This is a genomic window from Thermosynechococcus sp. HN-54, assembly GCF_023650955.1.
GTDB lineage: Bacteria > Cyanobacteriota > Cyanobacteriia > Thermosynechococcales > Thermosynechococcaceae > Thermosynechococcus.
In genome coordinates, this window is the sequence record NZ_CP098039.1 from 2,061,172 (window position 1) to 2,074,774 (window position 13,603).

Sequence of the window (13,603 nt, forward strand, 5' to 3'; positions counted from 1 at the left end):
CTATAGAAAAGTTAACAATCAGAATGCTCCCCTTGACAAGGGCATAGAAGCTATTTCTCTGGTTTCTCTTGATCGGCGGCGTGGGCTAGGAGTCCTTTGAGTAGCTCTGGCAATAGGCTCGGTCCTTGGTAAATCCAACCAGTGTAGAGTTGCACCAGTGTCGCACCGGCCGCTAGTTTTTCGATGACATCCTCTGGCGTGAAAATCCCCCCCACCCCAATAATCGGCAGAGTGCCGTGGGTCTGTTCGTGGATAAAGCGAATGACAGCAGTCGCGCGATCGCGCAAGGGTGCCCCACTGAGACCGCCGGCCTCATCTGCGGGCGATCGCCCCGTTTGGGGAATGATCCGGGTCTTTAATCCTTCCCGTGCCACGGTGGTGTTGGTGGCGACAATTCCCGACAATTCATAGGTTTGAATCAGATCAAGAATGGCGGCAATCTGCTCCCAACTCAAGTCCGGCGCAATTTTCAGGAGCAGGGGTTTGCGGGGGGTATTCGCCGCTTGTAGTGCCTCCAGAATCGGTGCCAGTTGTGCCTTGGCTTGGAGATCCCGCAATCCCGGTGTGTTGGGAGAACTCACGTTGATTACAAAATAATCCCCTAAGGGATGGAGTCGGCGAAAGCTGGCCAGATAGTCCTCTTTGGCAGATTCCAAGGGGGTAATTTTTGACTTGCCTAAGTTAATCCCAATGGGAATCCTAGGGCGGGGCGATCGCTCCAAAAGGGCAGCCATGGCTTCTGCCCCAGCATTATTAAACCCCATGCGATTGATGGCAGCGCGATCGGCCGGTAGGCGAAAAAGGCGCGGACGCGGATTTCCCGCTTGTGGCTGCCAAGTGACGGTGCCCAACTCCGCAAAGCCAAAACCAAAGGCCGACCAGACACTACGGGCGACCCCATTCTTATCAAATCCTGCCGCCAAACCAATGGGATTGGGAAAGCGGAGTCCCCACACCTGCCGTTCTAAACGCGGATCTGAAAGGGCATACCGTTGCTGAAGTTGCTGCCGCAGCCAAGTGCTCAGGGCACGATCCTGATTGAGCCACCCACAGAGGGAGATAAACTGCTGGTGCAAAAATTCTGGATCCGCCTGCAACCCAGAAAAAAGAAGTGGCCGCAGCAGGTGCCGATAGGGATCAATGGCCATCCAGACTGCCATTCCCCCACCTAAAGGGGTTAATGGTCAACACTGTGACCCTAGTCCAGATAGCCCATAAGGACGGGTGAATCATCAATGATATTGGAAGCCACAGGACGTTCCCCAGCGGAATAATAGGTTTCAGCAATGTGCAGACCGCTGGTGGTAATCGGACGAATACCCATCCAATTCACTGTTTCGACAATTTCAAAGTCATCGGCAGCCACGGGGCGCACCCCCATGATGTTCAGGGTTTCAACCACACGGAAATTGGTCGCCACAATGGGGCGAATACCCGCAGAGTTGATGCTGTCGTAGATTTGTAGGCCACTGCTGAGCACAGGACGCTCGCCGGCATCTTTGATCATGTGCACCACTTGCACGGGACTGGCTTCAATGGGACGCAAGCCGGCACTATTAAAGGTTTGCCACACCACGATGTCACTAGCTGTAGTCGTGCCTGCGGGGGCAAGAGCGGTTTTTTCAGCCAAGGAGACCATTTGACCGCTATTTTCTTTGGCGGGCGGGTTGCTGCGACGGGCGGGACGGGCAGCTTTAGCTGTGGGTTCTTCAGGGGGTGGGGTTTGAGGCGTTTCAGTCATGGCGATCGCTCCTAATGCAATAATTCAATCCTACAGGTGAATTTGTATGCAAGCATTCTATATCCCTAGTCCTTAGATCATAGCAGCCCAAGAGGGGTGCCAGTGGTTTGAGAGATCCCTTTCGGCGCAGGAACAGTTGGCTTTTCAAGCGTGCAGCAGGGGCATCATGTCGCTGGGTGCCCCTTGGCCAATCACTTTGCCGCGCTCAAGAACAATGGCACCATCCGCTTGCGCCAGTTCATCGAGACGATGGGTGACCCACAGCGCGGTGATCCCTTGGGTGTTGACCAGTTGCCGCACGTAGCCCAAGAGTTCCCGCTGACTATCGGGGTCAAGGAGTGCCGTGGGTTCATCGAGCAATAGCACCCGACAGTGGCGAGCGATCGCCCCGGCAATGGCCACCCGTTGTTTTTGACCACCACTGAGGGCATAGATGGGACGGCGTTCTAGACCCTGTAAATTCACCGCTTGCAGGGCTGCACTCACGCGCTCGCGCACCTGCCAATAGTTAAGAGCCTCACCATTGAGACTAAAGGCAATATCGGCACCGACACTGGGCATCACCAGTTGGTGATCGGGATTTTGAAAGACAAAACCAAGGGGTTGCTCCACATAGACCTCGCCACTTTGAGGTTGCAAAAGCCCCCCCAAAATACGGACCAACGTTGATTTGCCACTGCCATTGCGGCCAAGGAGCATCCACAGTTGCCCTTTGGGAATGTCCAGTGAGACCCGATCTAGAACCAACGCCTCTGGCGACCAGCCAAAAGAAACATCTTTGAGATGAATGGCCGCAGGGATTGCCGCCATGGGTTTTTGGACAATGCTCATGTTTTTCGGTAGGGTGAGGATGACCCCCAATTGGGTTGTCGTGCACCAAGTAAGGGAGCGGCTATGCAAGAGGGATTATACATTGTCCTCATTAGTATTCATGGTTTGATTCGGGGCGATCGCCTTGAACTGGGGCGAGATGCCGATACGGGAGGACAAACCCGCTATGTGGTCGAACTGGCCAAAACCCTTGCAGCCCATCCCCGTGTTGCCCAGGTGGATTTGGTCACTCGTCTGATTGCCGATGCCAAGGTCAGTCCCGACTACGCCCAGCCCATTGAGCGAATTGGCGATCGCGCCCGCATTGTCCGTCTGGCCTGTGGCCCTCGCCGCTATTTGCGCAAGGAGGTTCTTTGGCCCTATTTAGACGTATTTGCCGATGAACTGTTGCGCCACCTCCGCCAAAGTGGCCGCATGCCCGATGTCATTCATAGTCACTATGCCGATGCCGGTTATGTGGGCTGCCGCGTTGCCGGTTGGTTGGGGGTTCCCCTTGTGCACACAGGGCATTCCCTCGGACGGGTCAAACGCCAGCGACTTCTTGCCCAGGGCAGTAAGCCCGATGCCATTGAGGAGCAGTTTCACTTTACGACTCGCATTGAAGCCGAGGAGCAAACCCTTGCCAGTGCGGCACTGATTATTGCCAGTACCCATCAGGAGGTCGAAGAGCAGTATCGCCTCTACGATCAGTACGACCCGGCGCGGATGGCGGTGATTCTACCGGGGGTAGATACCAGCCGTTTCTATCCAGCCCCTGTGCCAGCGGATTTGCCTTTTCGCAAGGAATTGCGTCGCTTTTTAGTGGAACCGGAAAAACCCTTTATCTTTTGCCTCTCCCGACCGGTACCGCGCAAGAATGTGGCTGCCCTGCTCAATGTCTATGGCACGGATCCCCTGTTGCAGGAGCGAGCCAATCTGGTCTTGGTGCTCGGCAATCGCACTGATATTAGCAAGATGGAGGCCAGCCCTCGCCAAGTATTGACGGAACTCTTTTTGCTGGTCGATCGCTATGACCTCTACGGCAAAGTGGCCTACCCCAAAACCCACACCAGCGATGAAGTCCCGGATTTTTACCGTTTAGCCGCCCAGCAACGGGGGGTCTTTATCAATCCGGCCCTGACCGAACCCTTTGGCCTCACCCTCATCGAAGCTGCCGCCTGTGGCTTGCCGATTTTGGCCACCGCAGATGGAGGGCCGCAGGAGATTATCCGCCACTGTTGTAATGGGTTGCTCTTTGATGCCCTTGATCTAGAAGCCATTCGCAGCGCCCTGCATCAAGCCTTTCAAAGTGATAGCCAATGGCAGACTTGGGCAGACAATGGCCTTAAGGGGGTACACGCCCACTACTCTTGGCGCAGTCATGTGGAGATGTATCTACAGGCTCTCGATCAACTAGCGGAAAAATCCGTGTTGCCAGTGTTGAGTCTGCAACGCCAACCCAGCCAGTACCAAGGCAATAGGCTGCCAACCACCTTGACACGGAATCGCCTGCTGACGCTTGAGTGCCTGTTAATTAGTGATATTGACAATACCTTGATTGGCGATCGCGCGGCCCTTGAGCAACTCTTAGATCTGCTGCAACGCCGGCCAGAAATGGGCTTTGGGGTGGCGACGGGGCGTCACTTGGCACTCACCCTTGAAGTCCTAAATGAATGGGGAGTGCCCATCCCTGATGTCTTAATTACCTCTGTGGGAAGTGAAATTTACTATGGCCCCCATCTTGTTCCCGACACCAGTTGGCAGCAGCATATTAGCTATCGCTGGGAACCTCAACGGGTCAGAGAGACTCTTGCTGATGTCGCCGGCCTGACGCTGCAACCTCCTGAAAATCAACGCTCCCACAAAATTAGCTATAACGTTGACACCACAGTTCTCCCTAGCATTACACCGGTCTTGCGGTTACTGCGGCAGCAAAAGCTCCATTGTCGTCCCATTTTTTCCCATAATCAGTTTTTGGATATTTTGCCCCTGCGTGCCTCCAAAGGCGATGCCCTGCGCTATCTCGCCCTCAAGTGGGGCTATCCCCTGCAAAAACTCTTGGTGGCTGGGGATTCCGGCAATGACGAGCAAATGCTGACGGGCAATACCCTTGCTGTTGTTGTAGGCAATCACAGTCCTGAATTGGACAAGTTGCGCGATCGCCCCCACATTTACTTTGCCCAAGGTCACTATGCCCAAGGGATTTTAGAAGCAATTGAATACTATGGCTTCTAGGGAAAAGCCTGCGACAGGGTCAAACTGGAAATTCCCTTGGCACGGTAATCGGCAAGAATCTGATCCAGTGCCTCCACCGTCGGTTGTCGAGTGGGATTGAGTTGGGGATTGCTCTGCATTGCTGGGTTGAACTCCGTGCCATCGTGCATCAGCACCAGTTGGCGATCGCCCCCCTGAATCACGCTGTTGGCAATCATCGCCGCCGTTGTTTCAAGATTCCAATCGTGAGTATCCAATGACCAAAGAGCGGAATTCATCCCCAGAGCCTTCACGTGACCTAAGACTTGGGCATTTTGATCACCATAGGGCGCACGAAACCAACGCGGATAGTAGTTGACACCGATTTGTTGCAAACATTGATGGATTTGCTGCTGATTTTTTGCTAACTGTGCCCACTGTACCTGTGAGGATTCTTGGGTTAAGAGGAGATGATCGTAAGTATGGTTGCCAATTTCATGTCCCTCGCGATAGATCTGCTGCAAAATGTCACAATTTTGAGCCACACGCCCACCAATCACGAAAAAGGTTGCCTTCATGCCATACTGGCGCAACTTATCAAGAATGGGCAGTGTGTACTCCCGCGTAGGGCCATCATCAAACGTGAGCGCCACATGGTTAGCCGGAATTTGTGCGGCATAGGTTGCGGCATTTTCATAATTGATGTTAATAAACTTGCTGGTGGCTGGCAGTGGTTGATGGTTTCCTGATGGCGATGGCGGTACTAGAGAAGATGGCCCAGCATCCATCGGTGTTTGTGTTTGTCTTGGCACTGCTTTTGTCTGACTGGTCTGACTTATTATCGTGCTTGAATTAGATCGTGCGGCTGGTTGGTTTGCAGACTGCGACCCATAAAAGTGCAAGAGCGTAGTGCTGATGAGAATGACTAAAATCGTTGCTACTGCAAAAGAGACAAATTTGATGACCTTTTGAGAGCGAGGATTTCCAGCCTTTTGCAATAGCGGTTTAGCTTGAGGTCTGATGTTATTTAATCGACCCATGTTGGTTCACCTACATAGAAAGGATAGCCACTCTCCTGACTTAGTGAATTGGCAAAAGCTTCAGCTTCCTCTTGGGAGCGAAAACTGGCTACTTGAGTTTGACCGTTGATGATAATGGCATCACCACAGTAGCGTTCTTTGACCAGATCAAGGGCAGAACTGGGGCCTCGAACCGGCCACCAATAGGCATTAGGCGCATAGCTGGAACCGCAAGCAGGTTGCCACGACAGTTGTGAGGGATTGGCTGGGGGTGCGTCTAGTTCATCTGGGGGCGACACTGTTTGCACGGGTTCGACTGGCGGCGGTGTGGGTTCTGGGGATTCGGCTGGTGGAGACGTTGGTTCTGGAGTTGGCGACGGAGATGCAAGAGGTGGCGATGGGTTAGGAGTTTCTGCTACTTCAGTAGCGGCATTGGGTGGCAAGGAAGGGCGGGGTTCTAGGCGGTTCCATAGCAAGATGATAGCGATCGCTGCAAACATACTTCCAAAGGCGATCAACAGTGAGACGAGAACTAGCCACGGTGGTAATGATGACTGGGCTGTGGGTACGGGCTGCGTCACAGAGAAGGGTTGGTTTGTCGGGGTGTTAGGAAAGGGTGGGGGTGGAGCAACGGGTTCGTGGACAACACTTCCCGTCTCAACCATCCTCCAGTATTGATCCTGCCGTTCGACTCGTGCTGGCTTCAGGAGTTGACCTGACCTTTCACTGGGGTGCTGGGGTAAGGTTCGCCGAAATAGATAAGGATCGAATTCCCCCTTGTGCAAGGGAATGAGCCAAGATTGCCGATTAACATCTGTGATCACGAAATAATTAGGATTAGAACTACCCTCGGTAAAAACGACTTCTTGACTCTGAGGATTCAAGGGATGGACGGGTGCAACCCGTGTGGCATAGTTCTGGATGTCTAGCCAATCGCTATGGAGGCCACTGTTGTATTTCTCAAGCAGCCAATTGACCGATGGCACAAACTGTGGCGAGGAAGACTGCTCATCAATAACGGTTGTTTCTAGCTCTTCGGTCTCTGGCGCTTTTTTGAGTTCTGTTTGTATTTCTTCTAGGGCAGCTTCGACTTCCTGAGCAGATTGATAGCGATCACTAGGCGCAACAGCCAGCATCTTCGCCAAAACATCTCGAAGCTTTGGTGTAATTTGAACGTGCTTTTGCCAGTTCCAAGTGTGATGATAGTTATCAAATAATTCTCTAGGGTCTTTGCCAGTAAGTAAGACAAGACAGGTCACTGCTAGGGCATATAGATCGGAACTTGGAAAAACCTGCTCGCCTCTCTGTTGCTCTGGTGCTGCGTAGTGCGCTGTATAGATCCGCGTATGACCTTTAGCAACTTCAGCCACGCGAGAAACGTCTTTGACTGCGCCAAAGTCAATCAAATAAAGGCGACGTTGTCCGGGAAACTTACTGTTCTTTGCCGATTGGCGGATAATGTTCGCTGGCTTAATGTCTCGATGAATTGCTCCTTGATCGTGGATGTACTGCAAAACGGGTAGGAGATCCTTCAAGACACCCTGAACTTCCTCTTCCTTCAAATACCTGTGATGGGCTAGTTCAGACTCAAGTGTATCGCCATCAATAAATTCCTGAACTAGATAAAAATAGTTTTGCTCCGCCTCTCCTGTGGTGCTGCTCACCCGCTCTTGAAAAAAGGCAAAGAGAGTAGGAATTTGGGGATGCTCCCCTAGTTTTTCTAGGAGTCGTGCTTCTCGCTTGAATAAATCTTCCGCTTTTTTCAAGAGGGCTAGGTTAGAAGTTTCCACTTGCAGTTGCTTGATCACACACTGGCGTTTGGCAGGGGTATCTAAATCCCGTGCGAGGTAAGTAATCCCAAAGCCGCCTTGTCCCAAAACTTGTTGGGCAACATAGCGCCCCCGCAAAATTAAGGGCATGCCGCAGTTAGCACAGTACTTTTGGCCAATGCTGTCAGCAGAAACATCCCCATCTAGTTCAGGCAGGTCAGTTTGGGGGAGGGAACACTGGGGGCGGGTGCAGTGAATAAGCATCGTCCTATGTGAAGTAGCACCAAGTTATCCACAATTAAAGCTGATTGAACACCTGAGCGACAACTTCGGGGCTAACGGAGATACTGTCAAGACCTAAGTCAATTAACCACGGTAACCAATGGGGATAGCGGGTGGGGGCTTCGCCACAAAGACTACAGCCCAAATGGTGGGCTTTGGCCTCTTGAATCAGTTGAGCGATCGCCCTGCGAACGGCAGGATGGTCTTCATTTAATTCTGCTAGGGTTGTTTCGCGGTCAATGCCCAAAAGCAGTTGCGTCAGATCATTGGTGCCAATTGTAATGCCAGCAACGCCAAGATTGGCTAGATCAGACAGTAAAAATAAAATGGCCGGCACCTCCGCCATGACCCACAGTTCTACGCCCGCATTTGGTGTGAGGCTGTGCTCCGCAAGTGCTTTTTGACAATAGGCCACTTCACTGACACTGCGCACAAAGGGCAGAACAATCCGTAGGGGGCAGGTTTCTAAACGGTGGGCGATCGCCAGCGCCGACAGTTCCAAGTGAAATAGTTCTGGACACTGGGGATAGCGACTCACGCCCCGCAGCCCCCAATCTGTTTCCGGTTCAAAGCGAGATCCCCCCAAAAGTTGTCGATAATCCGCTGGCCGCAAATCCAACGTGCGATAAAAGAGGGGACGGGGGGCGATCGCCCGCATAAATTCACACAGGTGCTGCACCCAGCGATCGCGCAATTCGTCTGCTTCTCCCTGTTCTAGCCAATGGCAGGGATGGCGATGATCCAAAAAGGCCAACAACATCAACTCTGAGCGCAACAGGCCAATGCCATCACAGGGGAGCGATCGCAATAACCGCAGGGCACTGACTTGACTCACATTTACCATGACCTGCAAGGGCAACCGCTTGACCATCGGGGGTGAGGGCGTTTGCGGAGACGGGGTAGCCACCACTGGCAATGGCTCTGGGGGCAGTTGATAGATAGACCCCCGATGAGCATCTAGAAATAGCGTCATTCCCGAACTAATCTGCTGAGTCGCATTTGCCACACCGACAACGGCGGGTCGTCCCAATTCCCGCGCTAGAATCGCCCCATGACTCGTTAGCCCCCCCTGCTCACAAATCACGCCAACGGCAGCATTCACAAGGGGCAACCAATGGGCGGGAATGCTTTTGCTAACTAAAATCCGCCCGGCCACAGCAGCGGGAGCACAGGGGTCGGTTACAACAATGGCGGGGGCGATCGCCTGCCCAGGAGCAGCGGGCAGCCCTTCAGCCAATAATGTGCGCTCTACCGGCTGCGGCGCAGGAACGACCGGCAGAGGTTCTGCTAAACACTGTCCCCACCAAACCTGTGTCTGACTGCGATGCCAAACCCAGAGATGGGACGCCGCCCCGCGACAGGCCTGCTGCAAGTATTGTTCCTCGGCGGGCGTCAGCTCAATTCCCCTTGGGGGCAAGGGAATGCCGTGATGGGGGAGCGTCACACCGCTGGCGATCGCCTTAAGCTTTCGATCTGTGCCTGCCCACCAGCCGGAGGTCACCGTGGTACTCAAGGGGTACAGCAAAATTGCCACTTTGAGTTGACAAAAATCCCATCCCTGCTGCCAATAGGTATAGAGATTCTTGGTGTTTACAAGAGCCGCAAAGGCCGCTTCGATTGCCTGATGACACAGGGGCAAACTGGGATGGTGCAAAACTGTCCCGCGACCCAGTCCCCAAGGTAAGTCCACCGCTTCTTGCCAAAGATAGGTGGTGAGAACAAGATGATTCTCTCCCCCCCGTTGTTGCCAAAAGTGATGACAAGCAGCAAAAACTGTTTCTAACTCCCCCACATCCAAAGGGGGCAATTCATGGGTCATCTCCAGTGCCAGTGCCTTGAAATCCGCTGCATTGGGGGCCATCTCCTGCCAGCGATCCCAGGCCGCTTGCCACAGTGGAATGACGCCAGAGCGCAACTGTTGCCAGACACTGGTGGCAATCAACCATACAGGATGAGGCGGCGGCAAGACTTTTTGCGTCTCTTGCAGGGCAACCAATGTCGGGGAAAGGGCTTCCGCTGGGTACTGTTGTAGGGGTTCCAGAAGGAGTGATGTCACAAATCCGTTTCCTTAAATCGTCCTTGGGGGTCTGGGAGCGGACGATCCGACCTAGGGAGAACTCACTTCCGTTTGCTGACGGCGACGAATGTTGAGGACATCAGTGATTTTTCTAATTTGCGCCAAGATATGATCCAACTGCTTTGCATTCACAATATCAATACACAAATCAATAATCGCCGTGCGTCCTGGATCTGTGTGGACATTGGCTCGCCGCACATTAATTTGATTATCGGTTAAACGAGTCAAAATATCCTTAAGAATACCAACGCGATCAATCACCTCAATTTGTACATCCACAGGGTAGGTTTGAGGACGCCGTTGATTGACTTTTGTGTTCCAACTCACGGGAATCAGGCGATCGCTCGACACCGACTCTAGGTTGCTACAGCCCTGACGATGAATCGAAATACCCCGACTCCCCAGCGTCACCACGCCAATAATTGGTTCATCGGGCACGGGACAACAGCAGCCAGCAATGTGATAAACCAAGCCCTCCACCCCCAGAATCGGAGAATCACTAGGTTTGGTGGTGGCAGGTACACGGTTGACAGGAGCAGATTCCGACGGCAATTCCGGTGTGGTTGTCTCTGGACGCGCTAGAGTAATTGCCCGCAGCCGATTCACCACGAGATTCAACGTGATTTCGCCATAGCCCAAGGCGGCTACGAGATCATCGACACTCTGGTAGTTGCTGCGCTCGGCCACCTGCTGCATTTGCGGTGACTTGAGGAGCGTTTCCAAACCGGCTTTGCCCAGTTCTTTCTCTAGTAATTCCCGTCCCCGTTGCAGGTTTTCATCGCGGCGCGATCGCTTGTACCACTGCCGAATGCGGTTGCGTGCCGCTGTGGTTTTAACAAAGTTCAACCAGTCCAAACTGGGATGGGCAGTCTTTTGGGTAATAATCTCAACAATGTCGCCATTGCGCAGTGGCGTATCCAAGGGCACCATCCGCCCATTCACCCGTGCCCCCGCACAGTGATTCCCGACATCGGTGTGAATATGGTAGGCAAAGTCCAAGGGCGTCGCCCCCTGTTGCAGGGCAAGGACATCCCCTTGGGGCGTAAAGACATAAACTTCCTTATCAAAGAGATCATCGCGAATGCTGTCGAGATATTCTTGGGCATCCTTGAGGTCATTTTGCCAATCCAGCAGTTGCCGTAGCCAAGTGAATTTTTGATCGCGGGCACTCCACTGTTGCGGCAAGGAATGACCCGTTTCTTTGTACTTCCAGTGGGCGGCAATCCCATACTCAGAGACATGGTGCATGGCCAACGTGCGGATTTGCACCTCCAAGGGGCGCCCCCCAAGACCAATAACTACCGTGTGCAGCGATTGATACTGGTTGGGTTTGGGCAGGCTAATGTAGTCCTTGAACCGCCCCGGCACCGAAAGAAAACAGTCATGGACGACGGCCAGGGCACGATAGCACTCATCCTTTGTGGCCACCAGAATGCGAATGCCCGCCACATCATAGATTTCATGGAATTCTTTTTGCTGCCGCATCATTTTTTGGTAGATGCTGTAGAGGTGCTTGGGACGGCCACTAATTTCTAAGTAGCCAAAGCCCATTCCCGATAACCGCTCCTGAAGAATTTGAATTGCCTGCTGGAGTTGCGCCTCGCGATTGGCGCGTTTTTCGGCCACGAGTTCCTGAATGCGACGGTAGGCTTCTGGCTCTAAATACTTAAAGGCCAAATCCTCCAGCTCCCACTTGATCCGCCAAATCCCTAAGCGGTTGGCGAGGGGGGCAAAGACATCACGGGTTTCTTGGGCAATAGCACGGCGGCGATCTTCCGGCAGATACTCAAGGGTGCGCATATTGTGCAGGCGATCGGCTAGCTTGACAACGATGACCCGAATATCCTGCGCCATCGCCAAAAACATTCGCCGGAAACTTTCCGCTTGCCGCTCCGTCTTACTGGAGAAGCTAAACTTCGAGAGCTTGGTCACCCCCTCCACCAGTCGCCGCACCTCAGCACCAAAATTGGCTTCTAGCTCCTCTGCTGTAACAGCGGTATCCTCAATGACATCGTGGAGAAACCCCGCCGCCAAAAGAGCAGGCCCACCGCCTAAATCCCGCAGAATACTTGCCACTGCCACAGGATGGGCAATGTAGGGTTCCCCAGACGCACGCCGCTGTCCTTGGTGTAGGTCGTAGGCAAATTGAAACGCTCGACAGACCAAATCATCCCCATTCTCAGGATCTGGATTTCCCAGGCACGTCGCTAACCAATCGGGTAATTCAATATCAGTCGGCAAGCTAGGTGCAAAAGCGTTCATGGCAGCAGGCGATCGGGAGGGCAGCACAGTGGATTCGAGTACGTATATTCTAGTTCAATTTCATGCCTATCGCGTGAATCCCTATCGTCAAGACGCTCCTAAACTCTCTCAAGTGTTGCAGCTCGGGATTGTTCAATTTTGATCTCCTTTAACATAAAAATTAAGGATTTTAATCAGCAAGGGGGCGAAGCGTATCGTGGGGGTCTCACTCACACCAATGACACGTCACTACATTCTGCGTTTACTCAATCAGGGCAGGAATATTTTTGCCCTCGCAGGTCAAAGTTTAGAAAAAGCAGCGAAAGATCACGAGAATGACCTTCTTTTTCGCCTAGAATCCCTTGCTCCCTCGGAATTGGCAGCCGTGGACATAATTGTGCGCCTACACCGCTCCCTTAGCAACGAAGGAAAAGAGGAGCCTCACCAACAGGTGCAATTAAAAAGCCTTGAAGAAAAACTATGGCGAATTTTGGGTATGGACTTCCCCTCTGAGAGTCCTCAAGATGTGCCTAGGGCGCAAGTCATTCCTGTCAAAGAGCAGCCATCTTTAACGGTCGCTCAAGCCCTCGATCACTTGAACCGAGTCAGTGAATTAGCCCAAAAATACCTTGGCAAAGTCATCGTCGCGAATTATTGGCGCGCTACACGCCCCTCTAGTAGCTGGTTGGCTGACTTCGTGGTCACGGACAATGGTTACATTACCTACCATGGTTCTCTAGTGCCTCGGCAAGTGGTTGTCACTGCAAACCAACAGCAACAGTTGGAAACATGGTTAGTGAGTTTTGTTGATCAATGTCGCCGCATTCTCCCCCTCTTTCGGCATGATCTGCAAAAAGCACAGCTGTCGGGTTCTTCCCTAGGACCTGAATCAGGGATTACTGCTGTTGCAGATAAGCACTAGCGCCCAAGGTTTGCAGCTTTTCATTCTTAGCAGTCACCGTTGCCGACAATTCTTGACGGTAGGCAATCACCTCCTTCAACAGGTCAGGATCATGACTGGCCAGCAGTTGCACTGCCAGTAATCCAGCATTTTGGGCATTGCCAATGGCAACCGTGGCCACGGGAATCCCAGCGGGCATCTGCACAATTGAGTAGAGGGAGTCCAGCCCCTGTAAATAGCGGCTGGGGACGGGTACGCCAATCACGGGTAGGGGCGTTAAGGCGGCAATCATACCGGGCAAGTGAGCGGCTCCGCCAGCACCAGCAATAATGACTTTGAGACCCCGCTGATGGGCATTCTGGGCAAACGCCACCATGGCAAGGGGGGTGCGGTGGGCTGAGAGAATAGCCACTTCATGGGGAATGCCAAAGCGTTCACAGATGGCGATCGCCCCCTGCATGGTTGGCAAATCGGAATCACTGCCCATGACAATGGCAACCAGCGACATCTCTGACATCCCTCTTTCCTGAGTTCGCAACAAACTGTTTATCAGTTCCACTATCGCAAAAT

The 13,603-nt window shown here is 52.9% G+C and carries 10 protein-coding genes; 2 read left to right on the forward strand and 8 right to left on the reverse strand.

The annotated features are described in order from the left end of the window. Positions 1-50: 50 nt before the first annotated feature. The 3 genes from NBE99_RS09920 to NBE99_RS09930 all read right to left on the reverse strand — a co-directional run bounded on the left by NBE99_RS09920 (position 51) and on the right by NBE99_RS09930 (position 2,572). Positions 51-1,142 carry a quinone-dependent dihydroorotate dehydrogenase gene (locus NBE99_RS09920; RefSeq protein ID WP_315897333.1) on the reverse strand — a complete coding sequence of 364 codons (1,092 nt, stop codon included), beginning with the start codon at positions 1,140-1,142 and terminating at the stop codon, positions 51-53. A gap of 56 nt (positions 1,143-1,198) precedes the next feature. Further along, on the reverse strand, positions 1,199-1,741 hold the full coding sequence (locus NBE99_RS09925) for a hypothetical protein (RefSeq protein ID WP_250681925.1): 543 nt from the start codon (positions 1,739-1,741) through the stop codon (positions 1,199-1,201). A gap of 144 nt (positions 1,742-1,885) precedes the next feature. Further along, entirely contained in the window at positions 1,886-2,572 is a 687-nt protein-coding gene (locus NBE99_RS09930; protein ID WP_250683717.1) for an energy-coupling factor ABC transporter ATP-binding protein, read from the reverse strand. Between the two features lie 63 nt (positions 2,573-2,635). Here NBE99_RS09930 and NBE99_RS09935 point away from each other — a divergent pair, with 63 nt between their 5' ends. Then, positions 2,636-4,786 carry an HAD-IIB family hydrolase gene (locus tag NBE99_RS09935; protein ID WP_250681926.1) on the forward strand — a complete coding sequence of 717 codons (2,151 nt, stop codon included), beginning with the start codon at positions 2,636-2,638 and terminating at the stop codon, positions 4,784-4,786. Here the strand turns inward: NBE99_RS09935 and NBE99_RS09940 are convergent. The 4 genes from NBE99_RS09940 to NBE99_RS09955 all read right to left on the reverse strand — a co-directional run bounded on the left by NBE99_RS09940 (position 4,783) and on the right by NBE99_RS09955 (position 12,153). Next, the gene (locus NBE99_RS09940; RefSeq protein ID WP_250681927.1) at positions 4,783-5,532 is read right to left on the reverse strand and encodes a polysaccharide deacetylase family protein; all 750 of its coding nucleotides are present in this window, start codon (positions 5,530-5,532) and stop codon (positions 4,783-4,785) included. The two genes, NBE99_RS09935 and NBE99_RS09940, sit on opposite strands and share 4 nt — an antisense overlap. Positions 5,533-5,771: 239 nt before the next feature. Beyond that, positions 5,772-7,796 (reverse strand): serine/threonine-protein kinase, encoded by a 2,025-nt coding sequence (locus tag NBE99_RS09945; RefSeq protein WP_250681928.1) that lies wholly within the window; start codon positions 7,794-7,796, stop codon positions 5,772-5,774. Positions 7,797-7,830: 34 nt separating this feature from the next. After that, positions 7,831-9,870: a putative PEP-binding protein gene (locus NBE99_RS09950; protein ID WP_250681929.1), complete on the reverse strand. Its 2,040-nt coding sequence runs from the start codon at positions 9,868-9,870 to the stop codon at positions 7,831-7,833. Positions 9,871-9,921: 51 nt separating this feature from the next. After that, positions 9,922-12,153 carry a bifunctional (p)ppGpp synthetase/guanosine-3',5'-bis(diphosphate) 3'-pyrophosphohydrolase gene (locus NBE99_RS09955; protein ID WP_250681930.1) on the reverse strand — a complete coding sequence of 744 codons (2,232 nt, stop codon included), beginning with the start codon at positions 12,151-12,153 and terminating at the stop codon, positions 9,922-9,924. Between the two features lie 217 nt (positions 12,154-12,370). On the opposite strand from NBE99_RS09955, the gene NBE99_RS09960 reads away from it, so the two are divergent. Continuing rightward, positions 12,371-13,054 (forward strand): hypothetical protein, encoded by a 684-nt coding sequence (locus NBE99_RS09960; protein WP_250681931.1) that lies wholly within the window; start codon positions 12,371-12,373, stop codon positions 13,052-13,054. On the opposite strand, the gene purE is transcribed toward NBE99_RS09960, so the two are convergent. Continuing rightward, on the reverse strand, positions 13,029-13,550 hold the full coding sequence (purE, locus tag NBE99_RS09965; RefSeq protein WP_250681932.1) for a 5-(carboxyamino)imidazole ribonucleotide mutase: 522 nt from the start codon (positions 13,548-13,550) through the stop codon (positions 13,029-13,031). The genes NBE99_RS09960 and purE overlap by 26 nt on opposite strands. Between the last annotated feature and the right edge of the window lie 53 nt (positions 13,551-13,603).

Coding starts and splice junctions, on each gene's coding strand:
- NBE99_RS09925 (WP_250681925.1), bottom strand. CDS start 1,741: ATGACTGAAACGCCTCAAACCCCACCCCCTGAAGAACCCACAGCTAAA.
- NBE99_RS09930 (WP_250683717.1), bottom strand. CDS start 2,572: ATGAGCATTGTCCAAAAACCCATGGCGGCAATCCCTGCGGCCATTCAT.
- NBE99_RS09935 (WP_250681926.1), top strand. CDS start 2,636: ATGCAAGAGGGATTATACATTGTCCTCATTAGTATTCATGGTTTGATT.
- NBE99_RS09940 (WP_250681927.1), bottom strand. CDS start 5,532: ATGGATGCTGGGCCATCTTCTCTAGTACCGCCATCGCCATCAGGAAAC.
- NBE99_RS09945 (WP_250681928.1), bottom strand. CDS start 7,796: ATGCTTATTCACTGCACCCGCCCCCAGTGTTCCCTCCCCCAAACTGAC.
- NBE99_RS09955 (WP_250681930.1), bottom strand. CDS start 12,153: ATGAACGCTTTTGCACCTAGCTTGCCGACTGATATTGAATTACCCGAT.
- NBE99_RS09960 (WP_250681931.1), top strand. CDS start 12,371: ATGACACGTCACTACATTCTGCGTTTACTCAATCAGGGCAGGAATATT.
- purE (WP_250681932.1), bottom strand. CDS start 13,550: ATGTCAGAGATGTCGCTGGTTGCCATTGTCATGGGCAGTGATTCCGAT.